The following is an 18,084-nucleotide window of genomic DNA, read 5'->3' as shown; positions in this document are numbered from 1 at the left end:
GTTTCAGGTTCCCAGAAATTTTTCTGCAAGAGTCTCCCATCCGATTTCCGGGAAACTGCCGTATACATCATCAATGGGTTCTCCGCCCGTGGCAGCCAGATCCATGTATTCCGGCCCGATCAAAGATAACAGCCGCTGGCTTTCCCGGTCGGTCCATTCCAGGCTTTCTTTTTCATAAAAAAGGCCCTTGTGGTTTCGTTTGGGCATATTCGGCTCAAGGATACACAGCCACCCGTCATGGTAGGGGTCCTGATGAACGATTTCCGGATGGGCCTGGGCTTTGGTGTTGACGGCCAGCACCGTTCCTGTGACCGGAGACAGGGCCGTGGCTGACTTGTCCCGGCGGGAAAATGCCACGGCGGCATGATCTTTTTTCACCCCCGTGCCAATGGGCGGAATCGAAATGGTTGAAGGGATGCCGAACAGTTTGACCAGAAATTCATCAAACCCGACCGTCACCCGTCCGCCATGGCCGAATCGTGCCCAGGTATGTCCCTTGTGATAGTAATAACCCCGGGCCAGGCGGTACCCGGCCGCCAGTGAAAACGCCGGTTTTCTGCTGAACCCGTTCAGGTCTTCCTCATCCAGCATCTGGTCATAGTCACAGTGATAGCATTCATAGTTCAGCACACAGGTTCTGGGGCCATCCACGCGGCCTGTGAGCACATGCCGGCAGGGGCGGGGATGCCATTTGTAAATGGTTCGTAATTTTTCCGCTAGGGCGGTGCCATCACCCCGGGATTCCAGATGCCGGATGGCCGTCATTTTTTGCTGCATGGCCTTGTCAAACGGACAGGTCCGGCAGTCATACACATTGTCGCACATTTTAAACGGCACAATGCCTGCTTTCATCCAGATACACGCGTTTTCAACGACCTGGAACCCTTTTACCTCATGGTCCTGTTTCCGGGATCTCATGATACACCTCCTTTGCAGGGCTTGATCCCCTGCGTTTGGTTATTCTTTTTGCAAACCAGGTGCCAGAGAAAAAAAGCAGACAGATTGAATGCTATGTTATTGAAATAAAAGGAGTTTTTTTCATACAGACAGAAAAAAACCGGCCGCCGGTCATGGGAGGATCACATGGCGATGTTGCTTTTTACGACACGGCGGCCGGATTTTTTGAGGATATCCATTCAAATGGATCATGGATAGGGCCGCCTGGCGAATGTTGCCAAAAGCGACACCCTGTTTCCGTCATGATGTTACCGCCGTTCCGGCCAGATCTGCTCGGACATTTCCGTGAGTTTGTATTTCTGGATCTTGCCGGATGCGGTCATGGGATAATCCGTCACAAAATGCACATACCGGGGAATTTTGTACCGGCTGATTTTGCCTCTGCAGAAATCGGTCACATCACTGGGCTCAAGATCTGCCCCGTCCTTTAAAATAATAAATGCGCCCACCTCTTCCCCGTATTTTTCACTGGGAACGGCCGCCACCTGAATATCTCTGATCCCGTCCATGCGGATGAGAAACTCTTCGATTTCTCTGGGATAGATGTTTTCTCCGCCCCGGATGATCATGTCTTTGTGCCGGCCCGTGATGGACAGGTTGCCCTGTTCATCCAGAACCCCTAAATCCCCGGTGTGGAGCCAGCCTTCGTCATCAATGGCTTTTTTTGTGGCTTCCGGATTGTTGTAATACCCTTTCATGATATTGTAGCCTTTGCAGCAGATCTCTCCCTGTTGTCCCGGCGCCAGGGGCTGGCCTGTTTCCGGGTCCGTGATCCTGACCTCGATGTGGGGCAGGGCACGGCCCACGGTTTCCACCCGAAGCCGGATATCGTCGTCGATGCGGGTGTATGTCACCACGGGGCTGGCTTCCGTGAGCCCGTAGCAGATGGTGACATCCGTCATGTGCATCCGGTCGATGACCTGTTCCATCACATGCACGGGGCAGTTGGACCCGGCCATGATCCCGGTGCGCAAAGAGGAGAAATCAAACTTGTCAAACAGGGGATGGTCCAGCAGCGCAATGAACATGGTGGGGACCCCGTACAGGGCCGTGCATTTTTCTTTTTCCACGGACGACATGACCATCACGGGATCGAATCCTTCCAGGATCACCATGCAGGTGCCATGATTCACGGCGGCAAGGACCCCGAGCACACACCCGAAACAGTGGAACAGGGGCACGGGCAGGCAGACCCGGTCGTTTTGTGTGAATTTCTGGTTTTTCCCGATCCAGTATCCGTTGTTGCCGATATTGTAATGGGTGAGCATCACGCCCTTGGGAAACCCCGTGGTGCCCGAGGTGTACTGCATGTTCACCACATCATGGGGGGACAGGGATTTTTGCCGTTGGGCATACGCATCGTCTGACACCATCACGGCCAGGGCCCGGATCTCGGGAATGGTGTACATGCCCCGGTGCTTTTCCTGGCCCAGAAACCCTACCCGCTTGAGGCAGGGGAATTCTTTGCTTGTCAGGCGGCCCCGCTGGCAGGTTTTGAGCTCCGGCACCAGCTCATACACGGTATTGATGTAATCCGTGTCCTGGAACCCGTCGATGATGAACAGGTTTTCCGTTTCCGACTGCTGGAGCAGATATGCCAGTTCCGCGCTTTTGTAATTGGTGTTCACCGTGAGAAGAATGGCCCCGATTTTGGCCGTGGCAAACTGCAGGGTCACCCAGAAGGGAATGTTGGTGGCCCACACGGCCACTTTTTCCCCTTTTGTAACCCCCAGGGCCATGAGCCCTTTGGCCAGCTCATCCACCAGGTCCCCGAACTGCCTGTAGGTGAGACGAAAATCTCTGTCCACATATACCAGGGCATCGTGATCCCCGTATTTTGCCACGGTCTCGTCCAGCAGATCCCCCAGGGTAATCTCCCGCAATCCTGACTCTGTTGCCATAATTTCCCCCTGGTTATTCCGGTATATAGATGACCGCGTGGATGGCGGCTTTTTCGTCCCCGTGGCAGCTCACGTAATGGGGCACAATCGAGTTGTAATAGATGGAATCCCCGGGTCCCAGGATATGGGTTTCCTTGCCGTAGATCACCTCGATCTGCCCCTGGGTCACCACGATGAACTCTTCTCCCTCATGGGAGGACAAGGTTTTTTCTTCGGCGGATTCCGGCAGGATCTCCACGAAAAACGGCTCCATGTGCCGGTCCATCTTGCCTGTGCCCAGGGCATAGAAATTCAAGGCCGGGGATTTGCCGGAAACCCCTGACACGCTGAACTCGGCCGCTCTTGTGCTGTGCCGCACAATAAAAGGGTCGGCCTGTCCCTGGTCATCCAGGAACGTGCCCAGGCGCACGCCCAAAGCTCTGGCGATCTTCATCAACGGCCCCAGGGGCGGGTACACGTCTCTGGTGAGCATGGTTTCCAGAAACGGGACGGTCAGCCCGGTCTGCTCCGCCAGACCGGCCATGTCCATGCCGCGTTTATCCATATAGGTTTTAATGCGCTGGCTGATTTTTCCTGTCTGCATAATATCTCCAAAAAATACATGAAAAAATCAACTTTATAATACAATCCGAAGGGCTTGTCAAAACTCTGTTAAATCCTGTTTATCTGTTGTCATCTCCTGCGGCTTTTGATAGCTTTCATTCACTTGACATAAATTCCGGGGAGCTTCATGAAATGGTGGAATCAATCTGTATTTTTTTAGGGTCCAGTCCGGGTGTGAACCCCGTGTATGCCCGGGCCGCGGCGGAAATGGGCAGGCAACTGGCCGCACATGGCCTGACCTGCGTGTATGGCGGATCAAACACCGGTCTGATGAAACTGTTGGCAGACAGTGCGCTGGAAGCCGGGGGCCGGGTGATCGGTGTGACGGTCCAGGCCCTGCGGGACAAGGAAATTTTCCATCCCGGGCTGACCCGCCTGCATGTGGTTTCCACCATGCATGAACGAAAGATGAAAATGGTGGAACTGTCTGACGGGTTTGTGGTCCTGCCGGGCGGGATCGGCACGTTCGAGGAATTTTTTGAGATCTATACCCTGTCCATTCTGGGGTTCCATTCCAAGCCGTTCGGGCTCCTCAATATCAATAATTATTTTGCCCCCTTAGATGCCCTTCTGGACAGCGCTCAGGCCCAGGGATTTCTCAAAGCCCCCCACAGGGACGTGGTTTTGCGGGCAGACACCCCGGATGAAATGATCCGGCGCTTAATTAATTAATTAATTAAAAATTTAAGGAATATTTGATGTATTTTTCAAAAGCTAAAATCTGTTTAATTGCGGTTGCGGGCGCGTTTTTTACATTTTTTTTATTTGCTGCAATGACGCATGCCTGTACAGGGGTGCGTCTTGTGGGAAAAGACGGAACCGCGGTTTTCGGCCGGACCCAGGAGTGGGGGAAATTCGATCTCAATGCAAAGATTGCCGTCATTGCCCGGGGCACATCGTTTCAGGGCAGAACACCGGAAGGAAACACTGGCCTGCAATGGGATGCAGAATACGGGTTTGCGGGCACGCTGCTTATGGACCGGGTTTTCTGCACCGGATTGAACGAAAAAGGACTGGCCGCGGGATTTTTTTATCACGACGGCTTTGCCGGGTATGCTGATTTCGACGTCAAAAAAGCCGATCAATCAATGGCCCCGGGCGATGTCCTTTCTTTCATCCTTTCGAGCTTTTCAACCCTGGAAGAGGTGCGTGACGGCCTGACCCAGGAACATGTCGTGGCCGTGGTGGATCCTGATCTGCACAAAACGGTTCCCATGCATCTGATGGTCACCGAACCCGGCGGAAAGTGCATGGTTATTGAATTCAAGGACGGTCAGGTGACATTTTTCGACAATCCTGTGGGCGTGATTGCCAACAACCCGACGTTTGACTGGCATTTGACCAATCTGCGCAATTACGGTTTTTTGTCCCAAAAGCCCTTTAAGGCTGAAAAATGGGGTGAGCTGGAAATAACACCCCTGGCAGCAGGATCCGGGCTTCTCGGCCTGCCCGGAGATTTCACCTCCCCGTCCAGATTCGTGCGCGCAACTGTTTTTTCCCAGACCTCGCGCCCGACCGATGGCGGGCTGGATACGGTGCAGGAAGTTTTCAGAATCCTGGACAGCTTCCAGCTTCCGGCCAGCCAGTCCGAGGGAACGGATGCAGGCAATGCGGACAAGGGCAAATCACTTCCTTCCGGTACACAATATACCGTGGTCACGGACACAAAAAATCTGGTTATCTATTATCACACCATGTTCAACCGCAGAATCAGGAAAATCGATTTAAAAACAATTGATTTCAGCAAGGGGCCTTTGCGCAGCATCCCGCTTGACGAAAACCGCAAACAGGATATCAGGGATATCACAGGCAAACTGGCAGTAAAGTAACTCCGGCCGCATTTTTCAAAGAAAGGATGACGAATGAATCATGATCTGGTGGATCCATTGTATTTTACCCGGCTGGCAGAACAGGACCCGGCCGATGTCTGCCGCCGGGCCGTGTGCACGTATGATGAGGCCGCCGGGATCTATGGGCTGACCGTCTGGGGAAGAGAATATGCTGTGGATCCCCGGCAGGGCCGGATCTTTTGTGTCAATCCGGACCCGTACCCGGAGCCGCTGCATCCTTATTTTGATCTGTTTGCCGTACATTATCTCCTGTCTGCCACAGAGGTTCCGCCGGCCGGTCAATGGATCTCGGAAAAAGATATCCCCGGCGGCAGCACTTTTTTCAGAGGCCCCCATGCGGTTCCGACCCATGGGATCGCCTCCCGGTTTGACGAAGATATCCAGGGATTCACCCGCCGGTGTGAGCAGTATGGCGGCACCCGGCTGGCCCTGGCAGATGCGGCGTTTTCGTTTTTCATCACCCCCCGGGTGCCCGTGGCCGTGCTGTTCTGGCAGGGGGATGAAGAATTTCCCACAGAAGCGAAACTGCTGTTTGACAAAACCATTGCCCGCCATCTGGCATCGGATATTGTCTATGCCCTGGCCGTGGGCGTGTGTGAACAGCTGGGACAATAGAGAAAAAAAACATGATCCGACAGCGGTCAGCGTCAGCCCACCGTGTCGGGCATATTGTCGTTATTTGTATTGAACCAGTGTTTGTATCGGAAGAAATAATATGAGTGGGTTTCCATTGAGGGAGATAAATCCGAACTGCTCATAGTATGCTTTGGCTTGATTATCTTTTGCGTCGACAAAGAGCCCGATTATTCCGACATTCTCTGAAATAACAATGACTTTTTCTACCGCATTCCCGATCAAATAATTTCCATTGCCTGGGCCAGTTTGGGATTCGGTTCTGGCGGATTTTCAATCAATGTAAACAGGTGTTCAGCTGATTGTTTATTTAACCTGATTTGACTCAACTTTCGGTGATAAAAAATGAACAAACTAAATTTATAACACCTTGTATTTGCAATAAAAATTGACGAATTCCGCTTTGTATGATATGTTTTGTTTACCCATAAACTAACACACATACAAAGGGAATTCGCTAAAATGAATTTTAACTGCATCGACACACAAAATCAAACCCAAAATTTAAAAAAGATAGGTGCCCTCAATGAATACTTCTCAATTTTTAAAATTGGGACTCTTTTGAACAGGTCGGGAATAACGAAGAGTAAAGGGGCATCTCCGCTTGCCATTTTCACAGCCTTGTTCAATCTGGCTTTTTGCAGTACAAATTTGTACCAAGGCATTGTAAGAAACAAAGAGGTTATCGTGGATAAGGATGCTGCCTACAATTTTTTGAATTCACCGACATACAACTGGCGGCGGTTTACCCTCCTGCTTTTCCGCCGGATTTATTTCACCATCAGGCACCTCCTTGATGATGCCTCCGAGGAAGTTCTTATTTTCGATGACTCAACCTATAATCGGAATCGTTCCAAGAAAGTAGAGCTTTTATCCCGGGTATTTGATCATTCAGACATGAAATACATAAAAGGATTCCGGATGCTGACACTTGGTTGGTCTGACGGTAACAGTTTTCTCGGTCTTGACTTTGCCCTGTTGTCCTCAGCGGATAAGAAGAATCGATACAATGAGATCAATCCTGATATCGATAAAAGAACTTGTGGGTATCACCGCCGCCTGGAAGCGATTACAAAAACAACAGAGCATCTTGTGCCGATGATCAAAAGAGCCCTTGATAATGGTGTTCGGGCCAAATACGTCCTGATGGATAGTTGGTTCTCAATGCCTTCTGCCATAGCAGCACTTCGTGAGCATATCCACGTTATCTGTATGCTGAAAGACCATCCAAAATGGTTCTACCAATACCAGGGCAGGAAACTCAGGCTGTCTGACCTGTACAAAAAATTGAAGAAAAAGCGGGGCCGTGCAAAAGTCAAAGCTCAGGCTATTGTGACGCTTTCCAATGGCAAACAGGCAAAGGTTGTTTTTGTTCCTTGTGATAAAAAAAGGGGCTGGCTTGCATTATTGTCGACGGATCTGTCCCTCCCCAATGAAGAGATAATTCGGCTGTACGGCAAACGTTGGGACATCGAAGTCTTTTTCAAAATGTGCAAACAGCATTTGAAACTGGTGAAAGAAATACAGGTCAGAAATTATGATGGGTTAATCGCACATACATCTCTGGTTATTGCCAGGTATAACATACTCAGCCTTTATCAGCGGCAACGCATGGATCAGCGATCGTTTGGAGAGCTCTTCCGAGCCTGCAATGAAGAGATGGCCAATTTGACTTTTATGGTTTCTTTGGAAAGAATTATGCGGATGGCTATGGCATACATACAGCGCTTCTATGGATTAACGGAACAAATAATACAAGACATGCTCGACCTAGTGATGGGGCAAGCTCTTGACCATTTTGGATTCACTGACAGATCGAAACATTTATCGGAGGTGTGGAATTACTCCACCGAAAGTTGAGTGATTTGATTTTCATGTTCAATAATAGCCTGGGCTTTTTCAAGCGCTGCGTGTACTATAAATTGATTTAATGTAGATCCCGTGATTTCAGATGCCTCGGTTAATGTTTCATAGACACTTGGTGATATCCGTGCTGAGACACGGGCGGTTTTTGTTTCAGCTTTCATTTTGGGTCTCTCTCCTGATTATTTGTATTTTATGGTCCATTTTTATCTGGCCTTTATATCATAAACATTCGGTGCCATTTTGGCAACGTATATCGCATTTTCAAAATTTATTATACAAGGCGTTTTACCAATGCATTTTAGGTAGTTTCCCCGGCCCTGAGGCTGTTTCCCCGCACCCGGTATCCATTTTGTATGGTTCCGGCCACAGCGGGAATTTTCGCTTCCTGGATTGCCAGGGCATCTGCAAGCCGGGTCGTGTCAACGATTGTTTTTGGGTGCAGGGTCATCCGCCAGTTTTATTGACTTTGGGTGTGTTGGTCACTATAATAGGTCTGCAAATAAGGACCCAATAAGAGTACCCAAAAGGAGGGTATATGTTACAGGCAAAATTCAGTGTTGAAGAAACGCAGGCCCGGTTTTTGAATAAGTTTAAAGTCTATGGATTTAAGGATAAAAGCGCGATGCTTCGTGAGGCGATAGAGCATTTCAGGAAAGAACTTGAACTTGAAAGTCTGAGAAAATCCGCTGAGTTATATTCTGAAATTTATTCTGAAGATGATGATTTGAAAGAATTGACCGACAAGGCATTAAACGGATGGCCGGAATGACAATGCTGAAAAGAGGGATGATTATTGACATCAATCTTGATCCGGTAAAAGGGTCTGAAACTGGAAAAATCAGACCTTGTGTCGTTGTGACGAACGATATTTATAATGAAAGAGTTCCTGTTATTCAAGTGGTTCCAATTACTGAATGGAGTGAAAAAAAAGCGCGAATAAAAACCAATGTTGAAATTTTTCCTTCATCAGAGAATGGTTTATCTAAAAAATCGGTAGCAGACTGTTTGCAGACACGTCCAATCGATCATCGTCATCGATTGGTCAAAATCCGGGGGAGATTGTCAGTAGACAAAGTTCAGGAAATTAACCAGTCTTTAAAGGTTGTTTTTGAACTGAATGCATAGGGCAAAATACCCAGGGCGAACCTTTGCGTGCAGCTGACTGCCCGGGCCTTTTCGCTGGTCGGCACCACACGGCGGTTCAGCATAAAGAAAATCATTTGTTTTTAAGGCGTGTTACCTATGCATTTTAGGTAGTTTCCCCTATTGCCTTTTCACATCTCTTTTACTATACAGGGACACAGTATCGCCTCCCCATCGGTCGACTACTCCTGTAACCGACAGAGCGGAGCTTTTGTCTCTCATAAAACCATCCGATTTTTTTCATGCCATTATTCAACATATCCGATCTCATCTGGGACGACTTCATCTATCCCCGGAGCGCCCGAAAAAAGCAGACCATCGATGCCTACGGCGAAGCTTTGACGGCCGGGGGCACATTTCCCCCCATCATCATCCAGCCTGTGGTCAATTATCCGGCCCCCAACACCCGTCTGTTCGAAATCCTGATGCTGATCCTTGACGGGATCCACCGGTGGAGTGCGTACAAGGTCCTCGGCCTGACGGAAATCGAGGCCGTGCTCTGGCAGGAACAGCCCCTGGATTATGCCACCTGCAAAGACGACATGCTCCTGGAATCGGCCCGGCGCAATATCAGCCACGGGGACCGGCTCAGTCAGACGGACAAACGGCAGGTGGCCAGAGACTTTGTTTCCCGTGATCCCGAATGTCGGCTGACCGAGGAACTGCTTGCCGGCAGTCTCGGGGTCACTCAGCAGACCGTCAACAACTGGATCAAAGACATCCACGCCAGGCAGAAAGCCAGCAGGGACAGTACGATCCTCCGCCTGAACCGCCTGGGATGGGGGCTCCGCACCTGGGACCAATGGTATTTCAACGACTGCGACGACCGGTTCGGCACGGACTGGCCCGGCCGGATACCGGCCCAGCTGGTGGCCCACACCCTGTTTTATTTCACGGACCCCGGGGATCTTGTGATGGACCCCATGGCCGGCGGCGGGGTGGTGCCGGATGTGTGCCTGCTGTTTGAACGCAAATGCCAGGCCTTTGATCTGGCCCCCATCCCGCCCCGGCGCCATCCTGGCCTTTCTCAACGCAGACTGGCGTGATTTTGAATCCACCCCGGCAAAAAAAGAATCTCCGGATCACGCCATCACCCTGTTTGATTTTCATACGCTTTTGTCAGAAACGGGATGGCAACTCACCCACCGCATTGAATGTCCTCTGTCATCTGAACGCCTCAGCGGCACCCTGGTGCAGAGAATGCAGGACAAGCGGATCCTGGGCACCGTCAGCAGAACCCTTTTAATCGCAAAACACATATAAGGAGGCAACCATCACAGGCACCCGCCAGCTGTACCTGCCCATTATTTACGCAAAATCACCCAAAGAGATCCAGGAAGTCCGGAGGCTGTTCCGGGAATACGAAGCTTTCCTGAATGTGGATCTATGTTTCCAGCAGTTTGAATCAGAGCTGGCAAATCTTCCGGGAAAATATGCCCCGCCGTCCGGTACACTCCTGCTCGCCATGGACGGGCAAAAGGCTGTGGGTTGCGGTGCTTTGCGCAGATTGGGTACGATACAGGACCGCACTTGTGAGATGAAGCGGCTTTATGTATGCGCCGAAGCAAGGAGCCTGGGCACTGGCGGTCAAATCGCCAGACGGCTCATTCAGGAAGGCGTTCGTTTGGGTTATTCTACCATGCTCCTGGATACACTGGATCGGTTGGAATCCGCCATCCATCTATACGAATCATTGGGTTTTGTGCGCACAAAACCATATTATGACAATCCGCTCCCCGGGGTTGTATATTGGAAACTGGACCTGAGAGGCCAGCATTGTGCTGCAGCTGATCCCGGTGTTCGGTAACATAGAGGAGAGGCAAAAACCTCAAACAAAAGGAAAATAGTGATGAGCGAAAACACACACCTTTACGTATTATGGACCAATGACAACCTGATCACAGCTGAAAAAATGGTATTTATGTATACGGTCAATTCTCTTGTTCATGGCTGGTGGGAAGAAGTGACCCTTATTATCTGGGGGGCGACTGCCAAACTGGTGAATGAAAATACAGATATCCAGGAACAGATCAAAAAGGCACAGGATGCGGGTGTTCACGTAACAGCCTGTAAAGCCTGTGCAGATCAGTTAGGCATTACGGAAACACTGGAAAAACTGAATATCGAGGTCAAGTATTGGGGCGTCCCGTTAACGGAAGTTTTAAAGAATGGAGAAAGGCTGCTGACAATTTGAAAAAACCTGTCAACTTTTGATCGCTGACTTCCAGCAGGATATTGAGAGGTGAAACCATGAAAACAAGGTGTCCGGTAACTGGAGAATATTTTTCAAGTTTATTGATGGTGATGCCTATGTTGTCGACTATGATAATTATCATTAGTGAGGTGCAAATATGAATAGAATGAAACGTAAGCCAACACATCCAGGGAAAATTATTCAAGAAGATTATTTGCGTCCATTGTCCATAACAGTCACAGAAATGGCATCTACGCTTGGAGTGTCCCGAAAGACATTATCAAAAATTACAAATGAGCGGGGATCTATAACTCCGGACATGGCTCTTCGTCTTGGCAGAGCTTTCGATACGACACCAGAATTATGGATGGATTTACAAAAAAATTATGACCTGTGGATGGCTGAACATGAATCGAAAGACTGGCAAAAAGTCATTCCAGTTTCACCTGAAAAACTTCATGCAAGTGCATAAGACACAGCGAACAATCCAATAAACCAGACTGGGCTAAAACCCAATCAGCTTTGACATCCGCCATAGCGAACCGCAGCCAATTTTGTCAAGTATTTGTATCTAAAAACTTGACATTCACTTTAATAAAGCCTATTCTTTGTTGGAAAAGCAACGTATTAAGATGAGGTTCTTATGAAAGTCGCCGCAAGAATTAAATCTACAGTGAATCGTATTCAGCCTGGAAAAGTCTTTAAGTATTCTGATCTTGGGGTTTCCCGTAATGAGTATGGCGCTGCTGCAAAGACTTTAAGTCGTTTGGTTAAAGAAAAGACTGTCAAAAGGCTTTCTACCGGGGTTTTCTACAGGCCTAAAGCGACAGCGTTTGGTGAATTAGGTCCAAGTGAAAGTGAGCAGCTTCGACCATATTTGTTTAACGGAAGAAAGAGGATTGCTTATATTACTGGCGCAGCATTGTTTAACCAGCTGAGTTTAACAACGCAGGTACCCAAAGATATTGATCTGGCCGGCACGGCAAAAAAACCTGTTTCAAAAATTGGCAACATAAAAGTTCGATTTGTAAAAAGCTACGCAGATGTTAACAGCAAGAATTATAATCTTTTAGGTATCCTTGATGTCCTTAAAAATTTTAAGGACATCCCTGATTTAAATGAAGAATCGGCAATAAACCGCATCAAGGCCATAATCGCTGAATTGACGGACCGTGAAAAAAAAGATTTGCTCAAGTATGCTTTGGCCTATCCGCCCAGAGCCCGGGCTTTTTTAGGGGCTTTATTGGAATCAATGAAAATAGAACAAAAAGAAGCATTGGTTACTTTAAAAGAAAGCTTGAACCCTTTGTCTTCATACAGTGTTGGAGCAGTTCAAGATATTCTTCCAAATTCTAAAAACTGGTATATTGAATGAAGCTACATCTTGATAAAAAGCTTTTCCAGGAAGCGATTCAAGCGACTGCGCAACATATTGGTATCCCGGAGGTGTATGTAGAAAAAGACTATTGGGTTTCTTTGGTTCTACTTGAAATATTCTCATCGGAAATCTCTGATTTGGTTGTATTTAAAGGCGGGACATGCCTTTCAAAATGTCACAACCTCATACAAAGGTTTTCAGAGGATATTGACCTGGTTATCATTCCTGTTAAAGGAGAGCCCACAAATCAGTTTTCAAAAAGAATGAAAATGGTCAGTAAGATTGTTGAAAAGATTTTACCTGAAACGCATATTGAAGGCTACACAAACAAAAGGGGCAATATCAGGAAAACAGTTCATCAGTATGACAAAGTGTTTGATAGCAACCTGGTGCAAGTTGCTGACCATTTAATACTTGAGGCTTCTTTACTTGGCAATTCTGAGCCATTCACCAAGCAAAAAATCAGTAGCTATCTCCTGGATTTTATGATCCATGCGGGCACTGAAGATTTGATTAAAAAGCACAATATGGCCGCCTTTAATGTGCAGGCATTAAGCGTTAAACGCACCTTGTGCGAAAAAATCATGAGCCTTGTCAGGTTTTCACAGGTTGAAAATCGTGATGTGATCCTGTCAAGCAAGGTTCGACATATTTACGACTTACATCTTATGCTGAAAAATGAAGAGATTTTATCATTTTTTAATGAAAACGATTTTATAAAGATGCTGGTCAAGGTTGGGGAGGATGATTTTGTCGGTTACAAGAACAACAATGAGTGGCTAAAGAATCATCCAGGTTCAGCAATTATTTTTGATTCCCCTGAAAAGGTGTGGCCACCTATCATGAAAGCTTATCAAGGATCTTTCAAACAAATGGTTTATGGGGAATTGCCGTCGGAATCAGACCTGCTTGATACTTTGGGTAAAATAAGCAAAAGAATAAAGCCAATTGATTGGCAAGTCGGCAGATAGGCCTGGGGTTGCCCTAAAGTGAAAAATATCTGGCCAAATAGCAGCGATCCTGTCTGCGGAATCCCACCAATAGATCATTGATCTGGTGCCGTGCCGGTAACTTTCCGGTGCTATCGAAAAACTCGGACCAGGGGGATCTGGTGCTCCGTGTCCGGGATGAGCGCAACAACGCCACCCGGCATCTGCTTTAAGGAGAACAAGCCGAAGACCTGATGGCCGTATTTGACAGCGAAACCACCGTGGCCGAAATGCAGCCGGATGTGGCCCTGCTGGCACAGCTGGACTGCCGGATGAACCAGACCCCTTGGTCTGACCCGGGCATCTTGAGCTAAATAGGGATCTATTTGAGTGAATTGTCTATCCAGCTGGTCAGTAAGGATTTCGATAACCAATAAGCTAAGGGGCAAATGACATGAAAGGTGAAAAGATTGAGGTAAAGGGAACTGAAATTACAATCTTTGAAATTAACCAGAACGACTACCTGTCCCTTACGGATATTGCCAGATATAAGAATCCGGACGAACCAAAGGATGTGGTCAAAAACTGGATGCGCAGCAAAAATACCATTGAATTTATTGGGTTATGGGAAAAATTGAACAACCTGGGTTTTAAAGGGGTCGAATTCGACCACTTTATATAATTCAACATGAAAGCAGAAAAACTCATTTGCACACGAATCATCTATTCTGAATCGGCATTTTGAAGGAAAAGAAAATGCATACCAGTTCACGACACCGGAACAGCTGATCGCTGACTTCCAGCAGGATATTGAGAGGTGGAACCATGAAAACTGTGATCCTTGATGTTCGCACACCTGCCGATGCCATGGCGGATTTTACACAGGCCTGGAACACAGGAAAATCAGAGAAGTCAGACCGCATCAGCTTTGCGTCCCCGGAGTTGCTCTGGCGGGTATTGACCGCAAAACGCTGGGAATTACTCAAGATTCTCTGCGGCGCGGGGTCTGTATCAATTCGAGAAGCAGCCCGCCGTGCCGGCCGTGATGTCAAGGCCGTTCACAGTGATGTGACGGCACTGCTGAATGCCGGCATACTCACCCGCACGGACAAAGGGCGTATCGTTTTCCCCTATGATGAGGTGAAAGCCGGAATAACCTGAGAAGACAGCCAAAACAAAAATTGACAAAAGACAGCGCATGGATTATTCTGTACATAAAATATGTACAGAAATAACGTTCCAACTGGAGGTGAGGATGCCGCAAGTAAATATAACGGAGTTCCGCAACCATCTTCCACATTATATGAAACAGGTACAAAATGGGGTTGAATTTCTGATAACAAGCCATGGAAAAAAAATTGCCCGCCTTGTCCCTGAATCCGATGCTGTAACAGAGGCCCACAACCGGCTCATGAAATTACGGGGGACAATGATCAAAGGAGACATTATAGAACCTGTCGGGGGAGAATGGCATGCCGACGCGGATAATTTGTGATACCCATATTCTGATCTTCTGGCAGGATGACCCGATGCGCCTGAGCAATGCGGCCCAGTCCGCCATTGAAACCGGATTGGATGACAAAACCCTTGCCTGTTCAGATATCTCCTTCTGGGAAATTGCCATGCTGATGCATTCCGGCCGATTGCGGAACGACATCTCTTCGGTACAGTACATGACGGATCTGTGTCTGGCTTTATCCTTGACTGTCTGGCCGATTACACCGGAAATAGCATCCCTGTCCCAGGAAGACTTTTTTCATCATAATGATCCTGCCGACCGGCTGATTGCAGCCACGGCAATTCATCACAATGCACCGCTGATCACTGCGGACAATAAACTTCAACATCTGGAACCGCTGACAGTGATATGGTAGCAAAAAGCGGACAAAGGGCGTACCGTTTTCCCCTATGATGCGGTGAAAGTCGAGTTTCTGCTGCATGCAGCATAAGGCCATCCAAAGGAATTTTATCCCATAAGCCGGTTCAAAGAAAACATGATCCGCCAGCTGACCCGCCATGAAGGCCTGCGCCTCAAACCCTACCTTTGCCCGGCAGGCAAACTCACCATCGGCATCGGCAGAAACCCTGACCGCCATGATGGCATCGGCACAGCTGCCGGATGACCCGGAATCCTCGGTATGACCTGCGTGCGGGACCTGCTCGGGCTCGATGGCGCCGACACCTTTGGCACAGGCCCTGGAAACGGGATGTGAAAACCTGTTCCAGCACACCCTCACCGTGGGCTTCCGGGACAGCGACGCCGGCCACGGCCGCCTGTGACCCTTTTATTTTTCGGCTGCCCATTCTGGTGTTCAAGATCGAACAGAGTACCACAATAATTTGTTCTGTATTAAAAAATTCTGCATAATCAATTTGACATATAATTATAATATATTTACAGTATAATTATGAAAAAATTAATCTTTGAATGGGATGATACCAAAAATAAAACCAATCTTACGAAACATGGTGTAACCTTTGAAGAAGCACAAACTGTCTTCTTCGATGAAAGTGCAATTCAATTTGACGATCCAGATCATTCCATTGATGAAGAGAGATTTTTACTTTTAGGTTTCAGCCAAAAGCTTGAAGTCTTGGTTGTTTGCCATTGTTATCGCAGTGATGAGTCAATGATTCGTATCATTTCTGCAAGAAAGGCAACCAGGAAAGAACAAAAAGTGTATTTCAGGAGGCCATGATGAGAAAAGAATATGATTTTGAAAATATGAAAAGCCGTAAAAATCCTTATGCCAGGAATCTGAAAAAGCAGGTTACCATTCGAATTGGTGTAGATATTATAGATTATTTCAAAAAGCAGGCGGAGGAAACAGGTGTTCCCTACCAGAATTTGATTAATCTTTATTTACGAGACTGTGTTCAATCCAACAGAAAACTGTCTATAAACTGGACCCAGTAAGATATTGCATTTTTAATGTGCCCCGATGGTCTGACCCGGGCATGATCCAAAAATGATTGTTGTTTGATCGTTGTTTGACTGGGCGCCTTTCTTAAAGTGTGGGATTTTACATAAGTTGTATAAAATCAGACAGTTGTTTTGTTTTCAGTCGTTTGACTGGCCAGCAAGGTCCTGGATGATAAAGAATTAAATCTTCGGCCGTAATTTTACCTGAACGCAAAAGGAGGAACCCATGGAAAAATACCTGCCCATCATTTACGTGCGGGGGTACGCCGGAAGCCAGGGGGCTGTGGAGTCCACTGTGGACCGGCCGTACTACGGCTTCAATCTCGGCTCCACCCAGGTGCGCACCGGCCCGGATGGTGATCCGGACTTCTTCATCTTTGAAAGCCCCCTGGTCCGTTTGATCAAGGACCACGGCTATACGGATCTCTTTGCCCGGACCGGCAATGGCGGGGCAGTGGAGCTGCTCAACGGCGAGGACAAGCGGTATGAAACCGGCAGATTCCCTGTCCGGTCCCTCTGGATCTTTCGCTACTATGACCGGACTTCGGAACGGGCCGGTGACGGCACCCGGGATGTCATCGAGACCCTGGGGGAAAACCTGGGCTGCCTGGTGGATTTTGTCCTGGCGCAGACCCGTGCCCCCCGGGTCCACCTGGTGGCACACTCCATGGGCGGGCTCATCTGCCGCTCCCTGATCCAGCGGGTCTTAAAGAAGGAGGCCGCAAAAAAGATCGACCGGCTCTTCACCTATGCCACACCGCACCGGGGCATTCACTTCCGGCGCGGTCTCGGCTTTTTGACCAGCGTGCGCGACCTGCTCGGGCTCAATGACTCCAACACCTTCGGCCCTGACCGGATGTGCGAGTTCCTTGGTTTCTCCAGGAATTGGGACCCGAACCGCCTGAACGAAATCGGCGGACACTTTCCTGTTGACCGGGTCTTCTCGCTGGTCGGCACCAACCACACCGACTACAACCTGGCCCGGCTGGCCGTGGGACCTGGCAGCGACGGCCTGGTGCAGATGGACCACGCCTATGTCAAAGACAGCAGCCGTGCCTTTGTCTTTTGCAGTCACAGCGGGCCGCTGGGCATTGTCAACTCGGAAGAAGGGTACCAGAACCTCCAGCGCTTCCTCTTTGGTGACACCAGCGTGCGCATCGACCTGGAAAACGTCCGCCTCAAAGATGCCCTGCGCAACGACGAGGATCTGCGCTTTCTGCTCATCGAGACCACGGTGCTGATCCGCGGTGAGCAGATCGTGATGACGGACCAGCGCGAGGAGCACGGCTCAGCCCTGACCGTCCCGGCCCGGGCCCTGGAGACCGGATGTGAAACCCTGTTCCGCACCTATCTGATGAAGGCATACCGGCCCAGTGCCCAGGACCGCTATTCCAACTTTCAGATCCGGCTGCGTGTTCTACCCCTTTACGTGCGCAACCGCCGGGTGCTGCGGGACCGCCACTACTTTGGTGAACACCTGTTTCAGCACACCCTCACCGTGGGCATCCGGGACAGTGACGCTGGTGAAGGCCGCCTGGTGCGGGCCAGATGGGCCGGGCTTGACAGCGATCTTCCCGCCACGGGCAAACGCTATCCCCGCAATGACAACATCCGCTTCCCCCTGCCGTCAAAGAACCTGGAACAGGGGGATCTGGTGCTCCGTGTCCGGGATGAGCGCAGCAACTCCACCTAACATTGTGCTGCAGC

Annotated in this window: 27 protein-coding genes; 21 read left to right on the top strand and 6 right to left on the bottom strand. The window is 49.0% G+C overall.

What is annotated here, in order from left to right; translation table 11 throughout:
- Window positions 1–3: 3 nt before the first annotated feature.
- The 3 genes from K365_RS0121100 to K365_RS0121090 all read right to left on the bottom strand — a co-directional run bounded on the left by K365_RS0121100 (window position 4) and on the right by K365_RS0121090 (window position 3,441).
- Window positions 4–918, bottom strand: a complete 915-nt coding sequence (locus K365_RS0121100) for a glycine cleavage system protein H (RefSeq protein ID WP_024336186.1) — start codon at window positions 916–918, stop codon at window positions 4–6.
- Between the two features lie 287 nt (window positions 919–1,205).
- Window positions 1,206–2,858, bottom strand: coding sequence for an AMP-binding protein (locus K365_RS0121095; RefSeq protein WP_024336185.1), 1,653 nt, complete (start codon window positions 2,856–2,858; stop codon window positions 1,206–1,208).
- A 13-nt stretch (window positions 2,859–2,871) separates the two neighbouring features.
- On the bottom strand, window positions 2,872–3,441 hold the full coding sequence (locus K365_RS0121090; RefSeq protein ID WP_006968031.1) for a cupin domain-containing protein: 570 nt from the start codon (window positions 3,439–3,441) through the stop codon (window positions 2,872–2,874).
- A gap of 152 nt (window positions 3,442–3,593) precedes the next feature.
- On the opposite strand from K365_RS0121090, the gene K365_RS0121085 reads away from it, so the two are divergent.
- Genes K365_RS0121085 through K365_RS0121075 form a run of 3 tightly spaced genes read left to right on the top strand, consistent with a single transcriptional unit; the run spans window position 3,594 to window position 5,926 of the window.
- A complete protein-coding gene (locus K365_RS0121085; protein WP_006968030.1) occupies window positions 3,594–4,133 on the top strand; it encodes an LOG family protein in 540 nt (179 codons plus the stop codon).
- Between the two features lie 26 nt (window positions 4,134–4,159).
- Window positions 4,160–5,290, top strand: a complete 1,131-nt coding sequence (locus K365_RS0121080) for a linear amide C-N hydrolase (RefSeq protein ID WP_024336183.1) — start codon at window positions 4,160–4,162, stop codon at window positions 5,288–5,290.
- A 33-nt stretch (window positions 5,291–5,323) separates the two neighbouring features.
- Complete coding sequence (locus K365_RS0121075) at window positions 5,324–5,926, top strand: DUF3786 domain-containing protein (RefSeq protein ID WP_024336182.1); 603 nt, start codon at window positions 5,324–5,326, stop codon at window positions 5,924–5,926.
- Window positions 5,927–6,165: 239 nt separating this feature from the next.
- Here the strand turns inward: K365_RS0121075 and K365_RS29510 are convergent, their stop codons facing one another.
- A complete protein-coding gene (locus K365_RS29510; protein WP_353740183.1) occupies window positions 6,166–6,387 on the bottom strand; it encodes a type II toxin -antitoxin system TacA 1-like antitoxin in 222 nt (73 codons plus the stop codon).
- Window positions 6,388–6,421: 34 nt separating this feature from the next.
- On the opposite strand from K365_RS29510, the gene K365_RS0121060 reads away from it, so the two are divergent.
- On the top strand, window positions 6,422–7,804 hold the full coding sequence (locus tag K365_RS0121060; RefSeq protein ID WP_435050810.1) for an IS4 family transposase: 1,383 nt from the start codon (window positions 6,422–6,424) through the stop codon (window positions 7,802–7,804).
- Here the strand turns inward: K365_RS0121060 and K365_RS0121055 are convergent.
- On the bottom strand, window positions 7,786–7,971 hold the full coding sequence (locus K365_RS0121055) for a type II toxin-antitoxin system TacA family antitoxin (RefSeq protein WP_024336180.1): 186 nt from the start codon (window positions 7,969–7,971) through the stop codon (window positions 7,786–7,788). The genes K365_RS0121060 and K365_RS0121055 overlap by 19 nt on opposite strands.
- A gap of 137 nt (window positions 7,972–8,108) precedes the next feature.
- Window positions 8,109–8,258 carry a hypothetical protein gene (locus K365_RS28100; protein ID WP_156887766.1) on the bottom strand — a complete coding sequence of 50 codons (150 nt, stop codon included), beginning with the start codon at window positions 8,256–8,258 and terminating at the stop codon, window positions 8,109–8,111.
- An 87-nt stretch (window positions 8,259–8,345) separates the two neighbouring features.
- Here K365_RS28100 and K365_RS0121045 point away from each other — a divergent pair, with 87 nt between their 5' ends.
- The 17 genes from K365_RS0121045 (at window position 8,346) to K365_RS0120960 (ending at window position 18,070) form a co-directional block, all read left to right on the top strand.
- Entirely contained in the window at window positions 8,346–8,579 is a 234-nt protein-coding gene (locus K365_RS0121045) for a hypothetical protein (RefSeq protein ID WP_024336179.1), read from the top strand.
- On the top strand, window positions 8,576–8,935 hold the full coding sequence (locus K365_RS0121040) for a type II toxin-antitoxin system PemK/MazF family toxin (RefSeq protein WP_024336178.1): 360 nt from the start codon (window positions 8,576–8,578) through the stop codon (window positions 8,933–8,935). The genes K365_RS0121045 and K365_RS0121040 overlap by 4 nt, the downstream gene beginning before the upstream one ends.
- 260 nt (window positions 8,936–9,195) lie before the next feature.
- Window positions 9,196–9,999: a ParB N-terminal domain-containing protein gene (locus K365_RS26060; protein ID WP_051147884.1), complete on the top strand. Its 804-nt coding sequence runs from the start codon at window positions 9,196–9,198 to the stop codon at window positions 9,997–9,999.
- Complete coding sequence (locus K365_RS28895; RefSeq protein ID WP_051147883.1) at window positions 9,938–10,216, top strand: hypothetical protein; 279 nt, start codon at window positions 9,938–9,940, stop codon at window positions 10,214–10,216. The genes K365_RS26060 and K365_RS28895 overlap by 62 nt, the downstream gene beginning before the upstream one ends.
- A 115-nt stretch (window positions 10,217–10,331) precedes the next feature.
- Window positions 10,332–10,760 carry a GNAT family N-acetyltransferase gene (locus K365_RS0121030; RefSeq protein WP_029725657.1) on the top strand — a complete coding sequence of 143 codons (429 nt, stop codon included), beginning with the start codon at window positions 10,332–10,334 and terminating at the stop codon, window positions 10,758–10,760.
- A 42-nt stretch (window positions 10,761–10,802) separates the two neighbouring features.
- The gene (locus K365_RS0121025; RefSeq protein WP_024336176.1) at window positions 10,803–11,147 is read left to right on the top strand and encodes a DsrE family protein; all 345 of its coding nucleotides are present in this window, start codon (window positions 10,803–10,805) and stop codon (window positions 11,145–11,147) included.
- 157 nt (window positions 11,148–11,304) lie between these two features.
- A complete protein-coding gene (locus K365_RS27575) occupies window positions 11,305–11,619 on the top strand; it encodes a HigA family addiction module antitoxin (protein WP_084489953.1) in 315 nt (104 codons plus the stop codon).
- A gap of 171 nt (window positions 11,620–11,790) precedes the next feature.
- Window positions 11,791–12,522 carry a DUF6088 family protein gene (locus tag K365_RS0121020; RefSeq protein ID WP_024336175.1) on the top strand — a complete coding sequence of 244 codons (732 nt, stop codon included), beginning with the start codon at window positions 11,791–11,793 and terminating at the stop codon, window positions 12,520–12,522.
- Window positions 12,519–13,496, top strand: a complete 978-nt coding sequence (locus K365_RS0121015) for a nucleotidyl transferase AbiEii/AbiGii toxin family protein (protein ID WP_024336174.1) — start codon at window positions 12,519–12,521, stop codon at window positions 13,494–13,496. Before K365_RS0121020 ends, K365_RS0121015 begins: the two co-directional genes overlap by 4 nt.
- A 412-nt stretch (window positions 13,497–13,908) precedes the next feature.
- Window positions 13,909–14,136: a KilA-N domain-containing protein gene (locus K365_RS0121005; protein ID WP_024336173.1), complete on the top strand. Its 228-nt coding sequence runs from the start codon at window positions 13,909–13,911 to the stop codon at window positions 14,134–14,136.
- A 143-nt stretch (window positions 14,137–14,279) separates the two neighbouring features.
- Window positions 14,280–14,615: an HVO_A0114 family putative DNA-binding protein gene (locus K365_RS0120995; RefSeq protein WP_024336172.1), complete on the top strand. Its 336-nt coding sequence runs from the start codon at window positions 14,280–14,282 to the stop codon at window positions 14,613–14,615.
- A 37-nt stretch (window positions 14,616–14,652) separates the two neighbouring features.
- Entirely contained in the window at window positions 14,653–14,949 is a 297-nt protein-coding gene (locus K365_RS0120990; RefSeq protein WP_337833245.1) for a type II toxin-antitoxin system Phd/YefM family antitoxin, read from the top strand.
- Window positions 14,927–15,328 (top strand): type II toxin-antitoxin system VapC family toxin, encoded by a 402-nt coding sequence (locus K365_RS0120985; protein WP_024336170.1) that lies wholly within the window; start codon window positions 14,927–14,929, stop codon window positions 15,326–15,328. The genes K365_RS0120990 and K365_RS0120985 overlap by 23 nt, the downstream gene beginning before the upstream one ends.
- A gap of 120 nt (window positions 15,329–15,448) precedes the next feature.
- A complete protein-coding gene (locus K365_RS29175; protein ID WP_281167802.1) occupies window positions 15,449–15,577 on the top strand; it encodes a glycoside hydrolase family protein in 129 nt (42 codons plus the stop codon).
- A gap of 285 nt (window positions 15,578–15,862) precedes the next feature.
- Window positions 15,863–16,153, top strand: coding sequence for a BrnT family toxin (locus K365_RS0120970; protein WP_024336169.1), 291 nt, complete (start codon window positions 15,863–15,865; stop codon window positions 16,151–16,153).
- Window positions 16,150–16,371: a CopG family antitoxin gene (locus tag K365_RS0120965; RefSeq protein ID WP_245569229.1), complete on the top strand. Its 222-nt coding sequence runs from the start codon at window positions 16,150–16,152 to the stop codon at window positions 16,369–16,371. Before K365_RS0120970 ends, K365_RS0120965 begins: the two co-directional genes overlap by 4 nt.
- 232 nt (window positions 16,372–16,603) lie before the next feature.
- Complete coding sequence (locus K365_RS0120960; protein ID WP_024336167.1) at window positions 16,604–18,070, top strand: esterase/lipase family protein; 1,467 nt, start codon at window positions 16,604–16,606, stop codon at window positions 18,068–18,070.
- The last annotated feature ends 14 nt before the right edge of the window (window positions 18,071–18,084 follow it).

Origin of the sequence: Desulfotignum balticum DSM 7044 (assembly GCF_000421285.1) — a bacterium.
GTDB classification, from domain to species: domain Bacteria; phylum Desulfobacterota; class Desulfobacteria; order Desulfobacterales; family Desulfobacteraceae; genus Desulfotignum; species Desulfotignum balticum.
The sequence above is the reverse complement of the archived record's forward strand: the minus strand, read 5'-3'. Positions and strand labels throughout refer to the sequence as shown.